This window comes from Allobosea sp. RIT-PG3_2 (genome assembly GCF_057321085.1).
The window spans coordinates 131510-150233 of record NZ_JBXWCA010000007.1; the positions used below are offsets into that span (position 1 = coordinate 131510).

General features: G+C 61.2%; 15 protein-coding genes and 1 pseudogene. 8 read left to right on the plus strand and 8 right to left on the minus strand.

Annotation, left to right across the window (positions count from 1 at the left end):
• The first annotated feature begins 1005 nt into the window (after nucleotides 1-1005).
• The 4 genes from AC2FAN_RS19980 to poxB all read left to right on the plus strand — a co-directional run bounded on the left by AC2FAN_RS19980 (nucleotide 1006) and on the right by poxB (nucleotide 8147).
• On the plus strand, nucleotides 1006-2562 hold the full coding sequence (locus AC2FAN_RS19980; RefSeq protein ID WP_485176022.1) for a hypothetical protein: 1557 nt from the start codon (nucleotides 1006-1008) through the stop codon (nucleotides 2560-2562).
• Nucleotides 2563-2633: 71 nt separating this feature from the next.
• A complete protein-coding gene (locus AC2FAN_RS19985; RefSeq protein ID WP_485176023.1) occupies nucleotides 2634-4820 on the plus strand; it encodes a DEAD/DEAH box helicase in 2187 nt (728 codons plus the stop codon).
• Nucleotides 4821-4938: 118 nt separating this feature from the next.
• The gene (locus tag AC2FAN_RS19990) at nucleotides 4939-5928 is read left to right on the plus strand and encodes a 3'-5' exonuclease (RefSeq protein WP_485176024.1); all 990 of its coding nucleotides are present in this window, start codon (nucleotides 4939-4941) and stop codon (nucleotides 5926-5928) included.
• 482 nt (nucleotides 5929-6410) lie between these two features.
• The gene (gene poxB / locus AC2FAN_RS19995) at nucleotides 6411-8147 is read left to right on the plus strand and encodes a ubiquinone-dependent pyruvate dehydrogenase (protein ID WP_485176025.1); all 1737 of its coding nucleotides are present in this window, start codon (nucleotides 6411-6413) and stop codon (nucleotides 8145-8147) included.
• Between the two features lie 129 nt (nucleotides 8148-8276).
• Here poxB and AC2FAN_RS20000 read toward each other — a convergent pair.
• The 5 genes and pseudogenes from AC2FAN_RS20000 to AC2FAN_RS20020 all read right to left on the minus strand — a co-directional run bounded on the left by AC2FAN_RS20000 (nucleotide 8277) and on the right by AC2FAN_RS20020 (nucleotide 13305).
• A pseudogene (locus AC2FAN_RS20000) lies at nucleotides 8277-9118 on the minus strand (alpha/beta fold hydrolase).
• A gap of 180 nt (nucleotides 9119-9298) precedes the next feature.
• On the minus strand, nucleotides 9299-9673 hold the full coding sequence (locus AC2FAN_RS20005) for a response regulator transcription factor (RefSeq protein WP_485176026.1): 375 nt from the start codon (nucleotides 9671-9673) through the stop codon (nucleotides 9299-9301).
• A 117-nt stretch (nucleotides 9674-9790) separates the two neighbouring features.
• The gene (locus AC2FAN_RS20010) at nucleotides 9791-10426 is read right to left on the minus strand and encodes a response regulator transcription factor (protein ID WP_485176027.1); all 636 of its coding nucleotides are present in this window, start codon (nucleotides 10424-10426) and stop codon (nucleotides 9791-9793) included.
• A gap of 14 nt (nucleotides 10427-10440) precedes the next feature.
• Nucleotides 10441-12324 carry a PAS domain-containing sensor histidine kinase gene (locus AC2FAN_RS20015; RefSeq protein WP_485176028.1) on the minus strand — a complete coding sequence of 628 codons (1884 nt, stop codon included), beginning with the start codon at nucleotides 12322-12324 and terminating at the stop codon, nucleotides 10441-10443.
• A gap of 189 nt (nucleotides 12325-12513) precedes the next feature.
• Nucleotides 12514-13305: a sensor histidine kinase gene (locus AC2FAN_RS20020; RefSeq protein ID WP_485176029.1), complete on the minus strand. Its 792-nt coding sequence runs from the start codon at nucleotides 13303-13305 to the stop codon at nucleotides 12514-12516.
• A gap of 276 nt (nucleotides 13306-13581) precedes the next feature.
• On the opposite strand from AC2FAN_RS20020, the gene AC2FAN_RS20025 reads away from it, so the two are divergent.
• The 4 genes from AC2FAN_RS20025 to AC2FAN_RS20040 are packed head-to-tail and all read left to right on the plus strand — an operon-like array spanning nucleotide 13582 to nucleotide 16296.
• Nucleotides 13582-14100, plus strand: coding sequence for a Dps family protein (locus AC2FAN_RS20025; RefSeq protein WP_485176030.1), 519 nt, complete (start codon nucleotides 13582-13584; stop codon nucleotides 14098-14100).
• A 32-nt stretch (nucleotides 14101-14132) separates the two neighbouring features.
• Nucleotides 14133-14642, plus strand: a complete 510-nt coding sequence (locus tag AC2FAN_RS20030) for a redoxin domain-containing protein (RefSeq protein WP_485176031.1) — start codon at nucleotides 14133-14135, stop codon at nucleotides 14640-14642.
• Nucleotides 14639-15181: a DsbA family protein gene (locus AC2FAN_RS20035; protein WP_485176032.1), complete on the plus strand. Its 543-nt coding sequence runs from the start codon at nucleotides 14639-14641 to the stop codon at nucleotides 15179-15181. Before AC2FAN_RS20030 ends, AC2FAN_RS20035 begins: the two co-directional genes overlap by 4 nt.
• Nucleotides 15182-15234: 53 nt before the next feature.
• On the plus strand, nucleotides 15235-16296 hold the full coding sequence (locus tag AC2FAN_RS20040) for a cupin domain-containing protein (RefSeq protein WP_485176033.1): 1062 nt from the start codon (nucleotides 15235-15237) through the stop codon (nucleotides 16294-16296).
• A 143-nt stretch (nucleotides 16297-16439) separates the two neighbouring features.
• Here AC2FAN_RS20040 and AC2FAN_RS20045 read toward each other — a convergent pair whose 3' ends face one another.
• From AC2FAN_RS20045 to AC2FAN_RS20055, 3 genes are all read right to left on the minus strand, one after another.
• Entirely contained in the window at nucleotides 16440-17402 is a 963-nt protein-coding gene (locus AC2FAN_RS20045) for a quinone oxidoreductase family protein (RefSeq protein ID WP_485176034.1), read from the minus strand.
• Between the two features lie 54 nt (nucleotides 17403-17456).
• Complete coding sequence (locus tag AC2FAN_RS20050; RefSeq protein ID WP_485176035.1) at nucleotides 17457-17987, minus strand: TetR/AcrR family transcriptional regulator; 531 nt, start codon at nucleotides 17985-17987, stop codon at nucleotides 17457-17459.
• Between the two features lie 72 nt (nucleotides 17988-18059).
• Nucleotides 18060-18656: a TetR/AcrR family transcriptional regulator gene (locus AC2FAN_RS20055; protein ID WP_485176036.1), complete on the minus strand. Its 597-nt coding sequence runs from the start codon at nucleotides 18654-18656 to the stop codon at nucleotides 18060-18062.
• Between the last annotated feature and the right edge of the window lie 68 nt (nucleotides 18657-18724).

The following is an 18724-nucleotide window of genomic DNA, read 5'->3' on the forward strand; positions in this document are numbered from 1 at the left end:
CAAGCAAAGCCGGGCTGCCTGATGGTGTTATCGCGGCAAGGGGAGGGCGGTGCCGTTAATTCGGCTTTGCGGGCCTCTGGTTCGGGAATGGTCAAGAGCCCTCGCAAGATGCTTGCGAAAAACTGCGGTATTGAGCCTGTTTCCCGCCATAGCGTGTTCGCGCCAGAGCCTGGCCAGTGCGAAGGGCACGTGCACGACCCTGACGCCGCTGAGAAGCCTTCTGGGCAAAGCCAGCCCCATCGGTGCTACGCCCCTAGCCGCTGATGGTGAATGCCCAATCAGGCGGCCTCCCAAGCCCGGCGCGAGCACGCCGCTACGGTCACCGACGAGACAGGTCGATCATGCCGCCGATGGCGGCCAACGAGACCCCCCGCAACACTGCGACCATCAGCGAACTCCGCACGCGACCGGCAGCGCAAAAAAATAGGCTCAATACCTCAGTTTTTGTGCGTCGGCCGCCCGCTTCAAAAAATAGGCTCAATACCGCAGTTTTTGTGCACGCGACTGCGTAGCCAAAATAGGCTCAATACCGCAGATGTGACGCACCCCGTTTCCGAGCGCCAACAAGCGCCTCAAAATCGCACGCAGATGGCCAACCTTGCCGGTGGATTGCGTCATTTGAGGCAGGCCCAGTTCGCAGTGGCTCGCCGCAAGAACGAAACGGCTCTGGAAATCCGTGCGGGCAATGAGGCTCCGCATACCCAACAATCACGCACGGCCCAGGCAATGCGACGAACGCGGTAGGATATACCCTTCACTCCGTTTGCAGATCCGGTCGATGAACCTCGAGCGCGGATTGCTTGAAGTGAGGCGCTTAAACACCCTCAATTTCATCAATCGGAAGTCTGCGCGGAAGCAGCCCTTGATACCTCGAGCGATTGCGCCTTATTGCGCACGAAAATAGGTCAGTCACATTGAACTCTTGATCATCGAAGGCGTGGTCTGCTAAAATTGGTTTGCGTATAAGTTTACGTATTATTGTCGCAATACTGTCTTGGATTTCGGATGCCGGCATTTCGGTACATTTGGGGCGTCGAACGCCCGAAGGACAAAATACGTCGTCATACAATCAACATAACGGTCGCAGCCCCCACGGCCCGCGCTGAAGCAGAACAGGAGTTCGAAGAGGCCCGCCGGAGCTATCAAACACGCCTTGCGCGGATTGATGCCGACGTTCGCGCTGAAGAGCGGCAATTGGAAATCGTGAGCCTCTCAACACCGAGGGGACGTTACGACCATAAGGTCGCGCTTGAGGTGGCTGCCCGGTTCGGCCTGCTCGACGAACAGAACCCCGAAAAGCGTGGTCCCGGGCGGCCTCCAAAGTATGGGCCCGACGATCCGCGGCCGCGTCGCCCTAGTCGCGCCAAGACGCGCGCTGGGCGCCTGCGAGCAAGGGCGTTGCGCCTGAGGCAGGCAGCATCGTCGGCCGTTCTGCCTTCTCCGCCGCAATTGACCTCTGTCGTCGAAGCAGGAGCTCTGATTGAGGCAACCGGCGTCGCCCCTGCACCATCAGACGCAGCAACCCAGGCTGGTGACTGTGTCGATTGCCCGGTTAGCACTGAGCTGCAGTGCGATCCCGCAGGTGAAAGCTCCCCGCCGGCCGAACCTCTCTGCCCCGATCCGGCAGCGGTGGCGGCGATTCACCGTAACCTGGCTGTAAGGGCTCTCCGGCAGATCGCGGACAATCCGTCCGCCTTGACCCGTCAGGCTCAGTCGTTGCGCAGCTCCTATTTGCACGCGCATCTGCAGCAGCATCACGTGATTCGCCACTGGCAGCGCGGCCAGGACGGAGCGAGAATGCACGATTACGACTTCAGCGATCCGTTCGACGAGACAAAGGTCAAGCCTGAGGTGCGTAGCGCGTGCAAGGGCTATGGCCTATCGCGGCACAAACCCACCTTTGACGAAGACAATCCCGATCGCGGTATGTCGCTTGCCGATCTCGATGCCTGGGTGAAAACTGTGCTGTTCAACGGCGTCGATTATCCCGAAGCTGATTATGAAGAATACCTGAACCGCTATCGCGATGCTCGCAGCTTTTACTTCAGTCAACGGCGTTATTTAGAGCGGTTTATCAATGCGGAACGACTGCGCTTCGAAGTCTGGCCCTATGTCGAGCGGCGCCTTCGCTCGGTGGAATGGTATGCAATGCTTGCGTCTCGCGGCGACGTCGATAGCGATACCGCCCGAGCCTTGTCTGCCTATGACGACTTTCGCCTGATCGGCCGGCTGGATCTCGAAGCTCAAGCGGTCTTCCGAAAAATCGTTGACGCGATGACGTGGTTCGAAGGGTATTCCCCGAGCGAATTGCGCGAATGGGCGCAGGGCGAAATGCACAATCCGATGTGCCGCGTGCATCAGGGGTTTCCCGCTTGGGCGTTCCCGAATGCTCTTCGAGCAGCCTTTGCCGACGGCTTTATCGTGGACCCCACGCCGTCGCTCGATTACCGGATCCCATCAACACAAGAGTTGATCGAATTTGTCAATGAGGACGAAGAATTGTTGATCGAAACCCAGTTATCGCTGATGCAAATCGACTATGATGAAGTTTCACTACGATAGTAATATACAACGATTTTCCATATTATAAAATAATATATTGTATCCCGAGATTATAACAGAGTCATGCGCTTATGAGTGAAGATTTTTGCTTTGATTCCATTACCAAATTCCGTGATCATCTGACCGACGAACTTGCCCGAGATGCCTTGTTTGAGCTTCCTTCGCCAGATAGTGTCCAGGGCATCACACTTGGTGGGACAGCGCGCGACGTGCGTGACGCCTTGTCCCATGCAGTCGCCGTGCCGCTAGGCATAGGGGCCATGTCGATTGCGCCAGAAAGTGCGATTGAAAACCTGCAATTGCTGGCCTCGATGGATATTTCCTTGATGAAGGAGCGGGGGTTTTCATCTCTGTACTGTGGCCTTGGCCTTATCGCCTGGGCTGACGATGCCGAGCACGAGAGCCGGTCCGCGCCACTCCTGCTGGTTCCTCTGAGAATTCATGGGCTCGGAACGAAGGAGCTTGCCGTTCAGCAGATCGGCAAGCCAATTCTGAATCAGCCGTTATTGAAGCGCATCGGCCTATTGCGATCTGCATTTCCAATTGATCCTCTTGGATTCCAGCCAAAGCGGTCCCACAAGAGTGTCCGAGGCTTTTCCGACAGAGCGGTAATCGGCCTTTTCAACTGGGTCGGACGCGCCCTGGCTGAGAACCTCGATCATTGCTTCAATAAATCAATTAGCCGCCCCCCGCTGGTTTCGATGATGCTCGGCCCCAGTACAGCGGCGCTTACATCCGAACGGTCGCGCCATCTTGAGCCCAAATGCCACCTCCCGTGCGACTCGGACCAGTTTGAGGCCGTGAGAGCCATCGCCGAGGGGAAAAGTCTCCTAGTTTACGGCCCACCCGGAACCGGGAAAACCCAAACGATTACCAATGTCATCGCCCACTTACTGGAAGCAAGAAAGCGCATCCTTTTGCTCTCGGATGCAGTGAACGCACTCGATCCGGTGCTCGCACGGCTTCAGTCCCTAGTCTCAGCCGAAATCCTTGACCTCCGAGCAGGCCGAAACAGCAGCTTTGCTGTCGATCACGGGACCTTTGAGGAGATTTATAACGAACTGGCCCGCAAGCCACTTTCAGAGCAACCCGAATTGGTTGTCACAACACCTGGTAGTCATCTCATGGTGGTTCCGCCGAGCTGGGCGTTCGATATGGTTATCTGTGACGAGGCATCGAGAACGAGGCTAGCCTACGCCCTCCCGGCACTCGCGGTTGGGCGCCAGGTCATGATCGTCGGGGATCACCAGCAATGTGGTCCGCCCCGAACGATCAAGCTGACAGAACAAGGCACGATCGCAGACAACGGCGACATCAGCCTCCTCGATGCCGCTCGATCTGCGAAGCTGCCCTCTATTAAGCTGTCGCGGCACTACCGTTCACTGCACCCCAGCTTGATCAACTTCTCAAACGAGCGGTTTTATGCCTGCAGCTTGAAGGCCGTTCCGTCCCCTTATTCTCGCGGACCGTACGGATGTGTACTACGCAGAATCGAGGGAGGGATGTTTAGTGCCGGCGCCAACAGCGTTGAAGCGTCTGAACTCGTCCGCCGCGTACTTCATCAGATCGATCAGTCGGACCGGCCGGTTGGCATTGTCGCCATGACCCATAAACAGTGCGCGCTGATCGCCAAGATGCTCAAGGCGGAGGCTCCCAACTATAAAGATCTGGTCACAGTCATGCATGCCAGCAACTGCCAAGGCGTGGAAAGAGACATCATGTATGTTTCGCTGACCTATGGATCGGACCGAAACGGGCTGCAGAAGCAGAATTTCGGTATTCTGAGCGACATGGATGGTGACCGGGTTCTTAATGTCTGCCTCACGAGAGCGAGGATACGAACAGAGGTCTTTTCCAGCATACAAACGACAAAATTAAATCCTGACGCTAGAAGCGCTATTGGATCGGTTGCCGATTTTCTAGTCAGTCATGACGAAATCGATAAAATTGACGTATTCTTGCCTACAGAGAGTGACTTTTCCCGATGGTTTGGCAGAAGCTACTTTTATTCAATCAAACAGTTTCAAAACATAATTATATTTACTCAAAAGCGTAATGAGAATCGAAAATACGCCGTTCAGATTACTGGAACGCAATCGATCTTGGATGACACATCGCAGCGTACTCAATTGGAGAATAATGGATGGAACGTGATTGATATAGATCGTAAAATTATAAATAATCAAGAATGGTACTCCGACTCACGCTTTAGCGAGATGATAGACGATCTTAATTTTATGAAACGAAGTCACACATGATCTCAGCGAGAATATCCAATTTAGTTTCTATCATGCGATAGATATTAATATCTGGTGCAAGCTAGGCTACTCTAAGTTTGAGGTGCAGCTCGCGAATGAAGGCGGCTAAGATCACCGCATGAAAGTGGCATCCACCCAGATCGACCTGTTCGATGGCGCACCCGGCTATCGCCAGACACCTCGCCCGGCCCCTAGAAAACGCCGACTGGATACCGCTTTTCCTCCCCCGGGCGATGATGAAGAGGCCGCCCGACGGCTGGAGCAGACAGGGCTTTTCAAGGTCCTGCGAAAGCTCGTGCCCCGTCCAATCGTTCCGCGTGCGCTTAGCTCCTACCCAAAGCTCGCGGTGCTGGTGGATACCGAAACGACAGGCCTGCACCATAGCCGGGACGAGATTATTGAGATCGGCGCCGTGAGTTTCACCTACGACGACGATGGCGTGATCGGGGATGTCGTCGGAGTTTATAGCGGCTTGCGCCAACCGTCGGCGCCGATCCCAGCGGAAATCACCCGGCTGACCGGCATTACGGACCAGATGGTCGCCGGTCATGACATCGACATCCCTGCGCTCGATGCGCTCCTCGAGCCGGCGGATCTCGTCATCGCCCACAATGCTGCGTTCGACCGTCCGTTCTGCGAGGGGCTTTCACCAGCCTTCGCTTTGAAGGCCTGGGCATGCTCCGTCACGGAGATCCGGTGGGCGGACCTGGGCTTCGAAGGCAACAAGCTTGGATACCTTGTCGGTCAGTCCGGCCTATTTCATGAAGGTCATCGCGCAACGGATGACTGCCATGCCCTCTTGGAAGTCCTGGCTAGGCCAGCTGGGCCGATCGGGGCGCTACCGTTCTCAGAGCTATTGCAATCGAGTGCTCGGAGCAGAGTTCGCATCTACGCTCAGAGCGCACCCTTCGATATGAAAGACCACCTGAAGGCAAGAGGCTACCGCTGGTCGGACGGGAGTGACGGAAGGCCGCGAGCATGGTGGGTCGAGATCGACGAGCAGCTCTATGAAGACGAGCTCCGTTACCTCCGTACTGACATCTACTGCTGGGAGGACGCCGAGCCACTGACGCAACGGCTGACGGCGCTTGATCGATTTCGGGCGTGATCGGTTGAGCCTCGAAGGAGCCAACGTCGTCCGTGCGCCATAAGCGGAAGTTCGACCCTCGCCAGGAAGCAGACATTGCAGCGAGGTTGGAATGTTTGTGGCCCAGCTTGGACTGTAGCTTTGGAAGACTAATGCCAGCCGCTTCGGGGCGAGCAGACAGTGACAACACTAGGATAGCTTTAGTGTCTTCGGCACCTCATACACCGGTATGAATTGTGCGGACTTCAATCACGAGCGATGCTCCAGCTGCGGCTGTCGTTTGAGACCAAATGTCCGCCGCTTTTCCGGAGTGTGTCTTGCTCTGCCCCCTTGTGCAGGACGCAAATGGCCGCCGCATCGATGATGCGGCGGCTTCTCGCTGATTGATCATCACCCCGTCCGGCTGGGAAGCGATGCCGTGGAACGCCTGGTATGGGCGGATCGCTCCCCCACCTGCGTGAAAGACGGCTTCACGCTTTGCCGCCTGCGAAGGAGAACCCGCTATGTCGAAGCGAAATGTCGCAGATCTGATCGTCGAAACGTTAGGCTGCGCCGGTGTCGGGCGAATCTATGGCGTCGTCGGCGACAGTTTGAACGGACTGACCGAAGCATTGCGACAGGCAGGCATGATCGAATGGGTTCACGTGCGGCACGAAGAGGTCGCGGCTTTTGCCGCCGCCGGTGAATCCCAGCTGACCGGTGGGCTCGCGGTCTGCGCCGGGTCCTGCGGCCCGGGCAATCTTCACCTGATCAATGGCCTCTATGACGCACAGCGCAGTCGCACCCCGGTGCTGGCCATCGCCGCGCAAATTCCCTCGGCGGAGATTGGCGGCGGCTACTTTCAGGAGACGCATCCGCAGAACCTGTTTCGCGAATGCAGCGTCTATTGCGAGACCGTCTCCGACCCCAGCCAGATGCCCTACGTGCTGGAGAATGCGATACGGGCTGCGGTTGGCGAACGTGGCGTCGCCGTCGTCGTGATCCCGGGCGACATCGCACTGAAGGAGGCGCCCGAGCGCGCCATTGCGCCGGCCCCGGGCCTGCTGCCCCCGCAACCGGTCATCAGCCCCGCCGCCGCCCAGGTCGAATCCCTGGCCGGCCTGCTCAACAACGCAAGGCGGGTGACGCTGTTCTGCGGCCGCGGCTGCGCTCATGCGCATGGCCAGTTGATAGAGCTGGCGGACATGCTGAAAGCGCCCATCGTGCACGCGCTGGGCGGGAAGGAGCATGTCGAATACGACAACCCCTACGATGTTGGAATGACCGGCTTCATCGGATTTTCCTCCGGCTACGCAGCGATGCATGCGTGCGATCTGCTGCTGATGCTGGGCACCGACTTTCCCTACAAGCAATTCTTCCCCAGCGACGTCACCATCGCGCAAGTCGATATCCGGGCAAGCCAGCTCGGGCGCCGGTGCAAACTCGACCTCGGCATCGTCGGCGATGTAGCCGCAACCCTTGATGCATTGCTGCCGCATCTCACGGAAAAGCAGGACCGGAGGCATCTGGCCGACAGCCTCGCTCACTACCAGCGTTCGCGCGAGGACCTGGATGCGCTGGCGCGCGGAACGCCGGGACGCAAGCCGGTTCACCCCCAATATCTGGCGAAGATCGTAAGTGACGAGGCCGCACAGGACGCGGTCTTCACGTTTGACGTTGGTACGCCGACGATCTGGGCCGCCCGCTATCTGCGGATGAACGGCAAGCGCCGATTGGTCGGCTCCCTCGTCCACGGATCGATGGCGAATGCCATGCCACAAGCGATCGGCATCCAGGCTGCCCAACCTGGCCGACAGGTCATCTCGCTCTCGGGAGATGGCGGCTTCACGATGTTGATGGGCGATCTCATCACGCTCAAGCAGCAGAAGCTGCCTGTGAAAGTCGTCATCTTCAACAATGGAACGCTCGGCTTCGTAGCGCTGGAGATGAAGGCTGCCGGCTTTGTCGAACTGGGGACCAATCTAGAGAACCCGGACTTTGCCGCAATGGCGCGCGCCATGGGCATTCACGGCGTGCGGGTGGAGGATCCGGGTGACCTGCCGGGCGCGGTCGCAGACATCTTCCGTCACGACGGGCCGGCCGTCCTCGATGTGGTAACCGCCACCCAGGAGCTCTCGATGCCGCCGACGATTTCGCTCGAGCAGGCCAAGGGCTTCGGTCTGTGGGCGCTGCGGGCTGTCATGAGCGGGCGCGGCGACGAAGTGCTGGACCTCGCGAAACAGAACCTGCTGCCGCGCTGAAGCTCTCGGAGAGCTTGCGCTCGTTGAGCGAGGCATTTCCGGTATCCGGCGCGGCGGAGCATTCGCGATAAGCGAGGGCGGAGATAGCCGCCCTCGCTCGACCATGCCTGGCAGAGCGCAACAGCGCGCTCAGCCCTTGATGAAGGCGAGCAGGTCCGGATTGATGACGTCGGCATGTGTCGTCAGCATGCCGTGCGGGTAGCCCACGTAAACCTTCAGCGTGCCGTTCTTCAGCAGCTTGACGGACTTCAGCGCCGCGTCGGCGATCGGCACGATCTGGTCGTCGTCGCCATGCATGACCAGCGTCGGCACGGTGATCGCCTTCAGGTCGTCGGTCTGGTCGGTCTCGGAGAAGGCCCTGATGCCATCGTAATGGGCCTTGGCCGAGCCGATCATGCCTGGCGCCACCAGTTCTGGATCACGCCGGGATAGACCGTCACACCATCTCGATTGAAGCCGTAGAACGGCCCGCTGGGTACGTCGAGGAAGAACTGGGCGCGATTGCCGGCGAGTGCCTTGCGAAAGCCGTCGAAGACCTCGATCGGCAAACCTTCCTGGTTGGCCGCCGTCTTGAGCATCAGCGGCGGCACCGCGGAGACGAGTACGGCCTTGGCGACGCGGCCCGCCGGCTGCCCGTGCCTGGCAACATAGCGAGCGACTTCGCCGCCGCCGGTGGAGTGACCGATATGAACGGCATGGCGCAGGTCGAGATGCTCGACCACGGCGGAAGCGTCTGCCGCATAGCTGTCCATGTCGTGGCCGTCGCCGACCTGGGCAGAACGGCCATGGCCGCGCCGGTCATGCGCAACCACGCGATATCCCTACTGCAGGAAGAACAGCATCTGGGCGTCCCAGTCGTCCGACGAGAGCGGCCAGCCATGGTGGAACATGATGGGTTGGCCGTCCCTGGGGCCCCAGTCTTTGAAGAAGATATCGACGCCGTCCTTAGTCTTCACAAAGCTGCTGGTCATTTGAATGGTCTCCTGCGGGGGGGGGCGCGCGAGCGTCCGAAGCCGAGAAGCCGGCGACGATGACGCTGGCCCGCCGTTGTCTCCGTGAGTGGGCTGACGAAGAAAAGGTAGGCGAACGGGTATCGCCCCAGAATCCTACGCTCGGTTCGCCGCTTCATACTTTGGTGTGCGGCGTACCACTCAGCTGCGCCGCGACAGAGCCGCCTCGAGCTGGCTTGCGATCGTGTCGGGTTCGGCAGGCTTCTCGAGAAACGCGCACGCACCGGCGGCCATCACCCGGCTGCGCGTTGTTTCCGACGGGAAGGCTGTCATGAAGATCATCGGAAAGCGTCGCCCCGCCGCGATAAGCTGTGCCTGCAGCTCATCGCCCGTCATCTCAGGCATCTGGATATCGGTGATCATGCAATCGGGATCACCGCTATCGCAATCCTCGAGGAACTCTAGCGCCGAGCCATAGCTATGGGCATCATATCCCAGCGAGCGGATCAGGCTTGAGAGCGAGCTGCGAACGCCATCGTCGTCATCGACGATCGCGATGGTTGGGGGGTGCTGCATGTCTCTACGTTTCTGGGTAACGGCGACGCGCCAAAGGGAAGGCCTGCGCGTGTCTTGCCACCGTTATGGCTGATCGCCGACGATCCGAACATCATACGCAGGTTTGCGGTCGAGCATTCACTGGCGCCGAATGCCCAACGCCTCGCCCATGCGAACGAGATCCGCCAGCGTGCGCACTCCCATCTTGCGCATGACGTTGCCGCGATGGATCTTCACCGTGATCTCACTCAGGCCGAGGACGCCGGCGACCTGCTTGTTCATCAGCCCTGAGACGACATGCGTCATGACCTCCCGCTCGCGCGGCGTCAGGTTTTGGTAGGCGCCACGAAGATCGCCCAAAGCCGCCGCGGCGCTCCGCCGCTGCTTGTCGCGCTCGATCGCAGCCATAACGGCGTCGAGCATCTCCTGGTCACGGAAGGGCTTGGCCAGGAAGTCTACGGCCCCTGCCTTCATCGCGCGGACGGTCATTGGAATGTCCCCATGGCCGGTCATGAAAACGACCGGAAGGGCGATGCCCTTCTCTGCGAGATGGCCTTGGAAATCGAGGCCGCTGATACCCGGCAAGCGCACATCGAGAACGATGCAGCCGGGAACATCGGGAAGCGGCCCCTCCAGCAACTCGGCCGGGGCGCCGAAAAGGCGCGTCGAGAGGCCGACGGAACGGAACAGGCTGCCAAGCGAAGCGCGCACCGCCGGGTCGTCATCGACGATGACGACGAGAGGTAGCCCCGAGGTTGTCGGCGCTGCTTTCATGGAGCCCACTCGGTTCATGAGGGCGATCCACTATGTTGCGGAACGGGAAGGGTCAGGCGAAAAGCCGCTCCACCAGATGACGGGCTCTCTGCCGCGAGCCTGCCGCCATGAGCCTCGATGGTCGTTCGGCAGATCGCAAGGCCCATCCCCATGCCCTCAGGCTTGGTCGTAAAAAAGGGATCGAAGAGGCGTTCGAAGTTCTGCGGCGCGATTCCCGGGCCGGTATCCTGCACCGCGATCTCGATTATCAGTGGCGAGGGCTGGGCTGCGGTAATCGTCAGCACCCGCGCTCCGCCGTGCTCGGTCATTGCCTGACCGGCGTTGACCATCAGGTTTACGACGACCTGCTGGAGTTGAATTCGATCCCCGAGGATCGGCGAAATGCCTGCATCGACATTCAGGCGCAGTTCCACATCCGCGCGGGCCAGCTCGCGCTGCACGAGTTGGCTCGCCTCCTCGATGAGCGCAGGCACCTCGACGATGCTGGATCGGGGCGCAGCCTTCGTCAGGAAGGCCCTGATCCGCTTGACGATCTCGCTCGCTCTACGGCCTTCCGAAACGACGCGTTGCAGAGCCGTATCGACCTCGTGCAGGTCGGGCTGGCTGCGATGCAGCCAGCGCAGAGCCGCTTCTCCGCTGGTCACCACGGCCATCAGCGGCTGGTTGACCTCATGCGCGATCGACGCCGTAAATTCGCCCAGCGTCGCCACGCGCGCTGCATGCGCAAGCTCGGTCTGGGCTTGCAGCAGGGCGTCCTGAGCTTTCCGGCGTTCCGTCACATCGACGACGAAGACCAGGACATTGCCGTCGACATCATCGACTGTGGGGAAGGTTATGGCGAAGATCACCGGCACGCGGCGTCCATCGATCCCGATGATCTCCGTCTCGCCTTCGTGGAAGCTTTCACGCTGCGCGAAAGCAACGAGCGCGGCTGCGAAGGTCTGGTCGCCTTCGCTCAACACATCGTCGACCGACCGGTGAACATCATCTCCGCGGTCCGCCCCGGCCATGGCGAGGAAAGCCGGGTTCACGTCAACGATCCGGGCGAGCTTGCGCGCCTTCAACAGAAAAGCAGGATGGTTGGCCAGGTAGCTCGACAGCGACGGCCCGTCTGCGATCCCAAGTTCGTCGAGTTCAGCGCGGATCGCAGCCCAATCCTCCTGGATGACCCCGATCCGGCTGGCATCGAACATGCGCCGATAGCGCCGTTCGCTTTGAACCAGTGCGAGATGAGCGGCTTCGCGCTCGGAGACGTCCGTATTGGTCTCCAGGACCCCGGCGACGAGGCCCCTGGCATCACGCTCGAGCGCCCAGCGGCTCTCGACGACAATGCGCCCGCCGGACTTGGTACGATGCACCAGCTTGCCGTCCCAACGGCCGGTTTCGCGCAAGGTGCGTTCGACGGCTTCGCGCGGCAGCACGTACTCCGTCGCCAGAAGCTCGTCGGCGATCTGCCCCACGGCTTCCGCCGGCGACCAGCCATAGGTCTCCTCCGCCGCACGGTTCCAGAAGCTGATGCGGCCCTCGGGATCGCGCACAAAGATCATGTCATGCGACAGGTCGAGCAGGCGCGCCTGTGCAGCAAGGGTGGCGGTGCCTGCCTGGTTCTTAAGCGCGAGAAAAGTCGCGATCGTCATGGCCGCCAGGCTAACCAGCGCGCGAAGCGTTGGCGCGCCCACCGCGTGCAAACCATGTGTGTCGATATAGGCCGCGACCGTCAGGACCAGGCTCGCCATCGCCGCCGCGAGGATGTCCGCCCGCCGGCCAGTGCCCGCTGCCAGCAGAACAACGAGCACGTAGAGAACCGCGACTGCCCCCTCCAAGGGCGAGAGCGTGTCGAACAGGAAAATGGAGAGCGCCAGCAGGGCCGCCGCAGCTCGAAACGCGGTCGCGCTCATGATCGAAATGGAATCAAATGACCCTCCTGATCGCTCTGCGGCGGGGTGGGAGAAGAGGTTTCGATCGGGAAATGGTTTGGAACGCACAGCGGATGATCGACTCCGGCCGCGGCGTGCGGCCATGCGAACGATAGATCGTCCGAGCCGCTTTCGAGCGCCAGTGGCCGTCATCTCCTGTAGAAAAAATAATCACAGCCGCAAAATCCGATCAGTTCGCCCGGTTCGGACAAAGTCGGCATCGATGACCGGCGGCGTTTCCACCCCCGCGCACGGCACCTCGATCGAGAATGTCGAGCTTTCATTCTCTGCGGATCGTACTGAAATAGGATGGCGGAGCAGGTCGGCTGTCTGCCGGACGATGGTCAGGCCGAGCCCGAGGCCGTCATCCCGGCCGGAAGCGCTTCCGCGCTCGAACGCATCGAAGATCCGCGACAGATACGCAGCAGGGATTCCGTCTCCGTTGTCGTCGACATTGACCCGAATCCGATCGCCATATCGCTGGCAGTGAACCGACACATGTCCGCGTGGCCCGGCATGCCGGATCGCATTCCCCACGAGATTTCGCAGGATCGTCTTCAGCATCCGCGGATCTGTCGTGACATAGCCGATGTGGTTATCGATCGTAAGCACGGTGCCGCAGGCATCGGTATAGATGCGCCAATCCGCTTCTACCTCGGCCAGGAGCTCGCCCAGGTGAACCGACCTCAGCCGGACTGAGGTCACCCCGTCGCGTTGCGAGAGCCGGGCGATGTCGTCGAGTTCGACGTTGAGGCGCTTCATTGCATCGAGCGCAACCTTCAGTCGCTTTGCGGTCGGGGCGGAGACATCTCCACGAATAGCCATCGCGAGCGACAGCATTGCGACCTGGATGGGCTGCTTGAGATCGTGACCGGCAACCGCCATCAGACGCGCCATCTCCTGTCGCGAACGCTCGGCGGTGACCTGAATTGCCTCACCGGGCCCTGAGATCGGGATCTGCATGCTCGTATTCTCCCCCGGTAGCTGAAAGCGGGCGCGTTTCTCCGCCGGGCTACTCTGGTGAATACGCGCGGTAATGAAATCATACAGTGGTTTAGGTTTCGGCCCGGCAGGTTGCGTCGGACTGCCCGACCATAAACTCAGGTATGAGGTCGGCATGCCTTCGTTCGATTCAGCGGCCGGTCGGCGCAGCCTAGGCTCTGGTCGTCGGGTTTGAAGAAGCCCGGCGGAGGAGCCCTCCCAATGCGGCTCCCTCTCAGCCCGAACCGGAGAGCCGTCATGAACGATCTGTCTCGTCATCCTATCCGCGACGCCGCGCTGCGCACGCCAACCGACCTCGGCACGAACGCTAGCACCGACATCGCCGCTGCATTGACCGGCGTCCTCGCCGACATGTTCGCGCTCTATCTGAAGACCAAGAATTTCCACTGGCACATGTCGGGCTCGCATTTCCGCGATTACCACCTGATGCTGGATGAGCAGGGCGAACAGATCTTCACGACGACCGACGCTCTCGCTGAACGTGCCCGAAAGGTCGGTGGCACGACGCTGCGCTCGATCGGCCATATCGCACGAATCCAGCGGCTACCCGACAATGATGCGGACTATGTCACGCCGGAAGACATGCTCGCGGAGCTGGCTGACGACAACCGTCGCCTGACTGGGTTTCTGCGATCGGCCCACGGGGTCTGCGAGAACCATGGCGATGTCGCCTCGACCAGCCTGATCGAAGTCTGGATCGACGAATCCGAGCGCCGGAGCTGGTTCCTCTACGAAACCACCCGTCAGAGCCGCTGAGTGTCGTGAGGGACCGGATCGGAGACCTGTTCATGTCGGATCACCATTCTGGCCGAGCTTTGCCCGCCGGCACCGCTGCCCCGGACTTCAGCTTGCCGGCGACGCCGGACCAGCAGGTCTCCCTTGCCGACCTGCGGGGCAGGCCGGCAATCCTGGCATTCTATCCTGCCGACTGGAGTCCCGTCTGCGGTGACCAGATGGCGCTCTACAACGAAATCCTGCCCGAGTATCAGCGGGCCGGCGCGCAGCTGGTCGGCATCTCGGTCGACGGCGTCTGGTGCCACGCGGCCTTTGCCCAGCAGCGGAAGCTGCATTTCCCCCTGCTGGCCGACTTCCAGCCCAAGGGCACCGTTGCCCGCAAATACGGCGTCTATCGAGAGAGCGAGGGCATCTCGGAACGAGCTCTTTTCGTCATAGACGGGGCCGGCATCATCCGCTGGAGCTTCGTCGCGCCGCTCGGAATCAATCCGGGCGCGGACGGGATTTTCGCGGCGCTGGACAAGCTCGACGCATCGGCGGCTGCGGAAGGAGGCCTTGCATGACCGGCCTTTCCATCCCCGTCAGCAGCCGCGATCATGCGCAGGGGAAGCCGTTGGCTCCCGTCACGCTGGTCGAATATGGCGACTATGAATGCCCGTATTGCGGCGAGGCCTATCCGATCATTCGGGCGGTGCAGCGCAGGCTGGGCGATGATCTGCGCTTCGTCTTCCGGAACTTTCCAATCTCAGAGCTTCATCCGCATGCCTTCCGCGCAGCACAATTCGCGGAGGCTGCGGCCAGCAGCGGACGGTTCTGGGAAGCACACGACCTGCTATACGAGCATCAGTCAGCCCTGAGCGCCGACGAGCTGCTTGCTTACGGCCAAAGTTTGGGGCTCGACGGCACCGTCATCGCAGCAGGCTTCGACGGTCGTTTCGATCCGAAGATCCGGGCGGACTTTCTCGGCGGCATCCGCAGCGGCGTCAACGGCACCCCCAGCCTCTTCATCAACGGACCGCGCTACGATGGTCCGCGCGATGTCGAAAGCCTCGTCACGGCGCTCAGGACGGCCGCCCAGGTCGCGGACCAGCATCACCGCTAACTCCGTCAGGCGGAGACGCCTGCCGACGCCCATCCTTTCGAATGGAGCAAGCCATGTCACGACCGAAGCTCTCTTTCAGGTATCAGCTCGAACGGGCCAAGCCCCGCGTTGGGGCGGGAGGAGTGACCCGGGGTGCGTCGGTGCGTCAGTTTCCGGCGAGTATCGGCATCGCCGGCGTCTCCATGCGGCTTGCTCCCGGCTCGATGAGGGAGCTGCACTGGCACGCCAACGCCGCCGAATGGGCCTATGTCGTCTCCGGCCGCTGCCGCACGACGATCCTGCACCCCGACGGCTCCTCCGCGACCGACAGCTTCGGCCCCGGTGATTTCTGGTATTTCCCGCGCGGCTGGGGTCACTCGATCCAGGGGCTCGGCCCCGGCGAATGCCACTTCATCCTGATCTTCGACAATGGCGACTTCTCCGAGGATCACACCTTCAGCATCACCGACTGGCTCGCCCGCACGCCGGCCGGGGTTCTCTCGCAAAATCTCGGCCTCAGCCCTGCAGAAATCGCGCAATTGCCAAGCGGCGAAGCTTATTTCGTGCAGGGGCCGGCGCCGGACGACGCCTCGATCGATGCCGATCCACGCCTGCGGCCAGAGCTGACGACGGCCCATCGCTATCCGCTGATGGCGCAGCAACCGAGGCGCGTCCCGGGCGGTGCCACGCAGCGGACAGTCACGGTCGAGGAGTTTCCGATCTCGACCAGCATGGCCGGGTCGCTGCTCGAAATCGAGCCGGGCGCGATGAGGGAGCTGCACTGGCATCCGAACGCCGACGAGTGGCAGTACTACATCGAGGGCAGCGCCGAGATGTCGATCTTTCTGGCCGAGGGCCAGGTCGTGACCGAGCATTTCGATGCCGGCGACGTCGGCTACGCTCCGATGGGCGCGGGGCACTACATTCGCAACACCGGCACCACGCTGCTTCGCGTCCTGATCGGCTTCAACAATGGGCATTACGAGGCGAACGACCTCTCGTCCTGGCTCGCCTCCAACCCCGTCGATGTCCTCGCCGCCAATCTTGGCCTTCCGCGCCAAGCTGCGGAGCAGCTGAGGCACCGGCCGCATTTCGCGATCCCCGGAAAGCAGCCGCCAGCAAGCTCAGCCGCTTGACCGGGCGCGCGGGACTTGCCGCGGCGGGGCTGCCCTTTTCTCCCTGGCGCTCCCGCGCGCGTTCACCGCCCCTGCCGCCATTGCACCTGATGGGGGCGCGGGGACAGGGCGAAAGGCGACGGCATAGCCCGACCACGCCGACGTCAGGGGATCAGCAGCAGCTTGCCTGTCGTTACGCGGCGTTCCATCGCGGAGTGCACCCTATCGACCTCGGACAGCGCGAAACTGGTGGCCGGAGCCAGATTCAATTGCCCATCGCGCACCCATTCGAACAGTCGCAATGTGCGGGCGCGCAGCAGCTCGGGCGTATGGATGTGGTCGAAGAAGACGGCATATCCCAGCTTGATGCTCTTGGGCAGCGACATGATCGGCACTGCAGTCCCAGAGCCCAGGACAGGGCCGAACCAACAGAAGATGCCCGAGCGGCGCAGCGAAGCCAGCGAACCTTCGAAGGTCGCAGGTCCCGATCCGTCGAAGACCACATGAACGCCTTCGCCGCCCGAGAGCCGGACGACCTCCTCCGCAAAGGCCCCCTCGGCATCGACGATCACATGATCTGCGCCGGCAGCCTTCGCCGCTGCGACCTTGGTTTCGCTCGACACCCTTCCGATAACCGTCCCGCCGCGCATCTTGATGATCTGGCTGAGGAGCTGGCCGACGCCGCCGGCCGCGGCATGCACCAGGGCGATGTCTCCCTCCTGCACCGGATAGAAGTCGGTGGCAAAATGACTGGCTGTAAGGCCCTGCATCATCAGCGAGGCTGCCGTCCGATCGTCGATGAAATCCGGGATCGGCACGAAGGAAGCGGCGGGTCCGACGACGCGCTCGGCGTAGCTGCCCGGGACATAGACCCAAGCAACGCGCTGGCCGACGGCAAGACCCGTCACGCCTTCGCCGAGTTCGGCAATTCTGCCGGCTCCTTCGACCCCCATCACATGCGGGAGGGGCACCTCGATCATCCCGCGACGAATACCGATATCCATAAAGTTGACCCCGCTTGCGGCCACATCGACCGCGATTTCTCCGGGGCCGGGCTTTGCGTCAGGGCGTTCGACGATCCTCATGACATCGGGTCCGCCAAAGGCGATCATGACAGCGGCTTTCATTTTGCGCTCCTCTTATTGGAATGACCATTCCAGAATTCAGCAAAAAAAGGGGGCCTATTTCAGCGCCCGCATAGTCAATTCGGCGATGGCTGCAACATGCTCGCGGCTCGCGCCCGATCGCGCTGCGATACGCATGCTTGCAATTGCGCTCAGAAGAAATCTCGCGAGTTGTTCGATTCCGGGTCCGGAGGCGACGTCACCTTGAGCTTCCGCTCGCTTCAGCGCTTCCATGACGGCCTCGTAGAGGTATCTGCCGAATGTTTCGCGAATTTCCACCAGGTCCACCCGGGAGCAGCCGAACTCAACGATCGACCCGATCCCGAGGCAACCCAGCGAGGCTTCGCTGACCACACGGTCCAGCATGGCGCGGATCGCGTCGATTCCTCGATCGCTGCTGGCGAGCATGTCGCGATGCGCTCGGGTCTCGATCTCGCAATATTGGGTGAGGGCCGCGCGGTACAGCCCCCATTTGTCCCCGAACGTGTCGTAGATGCTCTGCCTGCCGATGCCCATCGCGTCGACGAGCATCCGTGCGGACGTCGCCTCATAGCCGTGCTCCCGGAACACGGCCACGGCCGCGCCCACGGCCTTCTCGACATCGAATTCTTTCGCCCTGCCCATACCCCACAAATAGAATATTTGACCGAACGTTCAAGATCAATCTTGCCAGCGCCCCTGCGGCACGGCGGCCATAGTGAAAACCTGCCACCGCCGCACGAACGCGCGCTCGACCGCGGCGGCACTCGCGAAATTCCCCGACCACTTCAGCCTGTTGGCCTCGCCATCGAGCAGATCGATCAGAATTTCACTGGCTTCTTCGACGGTTCCTACGGTCCAGCCGGAACGCGGCGTGGCTGCTTCGATCGCCCGGCGTAACGTTTCGAGGGACGTCGCCGCCCACACCATGAGCTTTTGCCGCAAATGCGACGATGACGCTGCCTCCAGCATGACGGCAGAGTACAAGGCCGAATAGCTCGGCGAAGATGAGAAGCCGAAATACGCGCGGGCTACCGCTTGCAACGCCTCGACAGGATCTCCGGACGTTGCGGCGGCATCGAGCATATGTCGCTTGAAGCGCTCGACATCCCGGTCGACGACGGCTTCGAGCAATGCCAGCTTGCTGGCAAAGCGGCTGTAGATCGTATGCTTCGACCACTTCAGCGTATCCGCGATCTCGTCAATCGACGCGCCAGCATATCCGCGTGCGCAGAACAGCGCCCTGGCATGGTCCAGAAGGGCCTCGGTCTTCGCCACCGCCTGCGCCTTCGTCGGTCTGCCGGCCCCTCTCCGCGAATTCACAATCCCCGCCCCAAAAGCCCCGC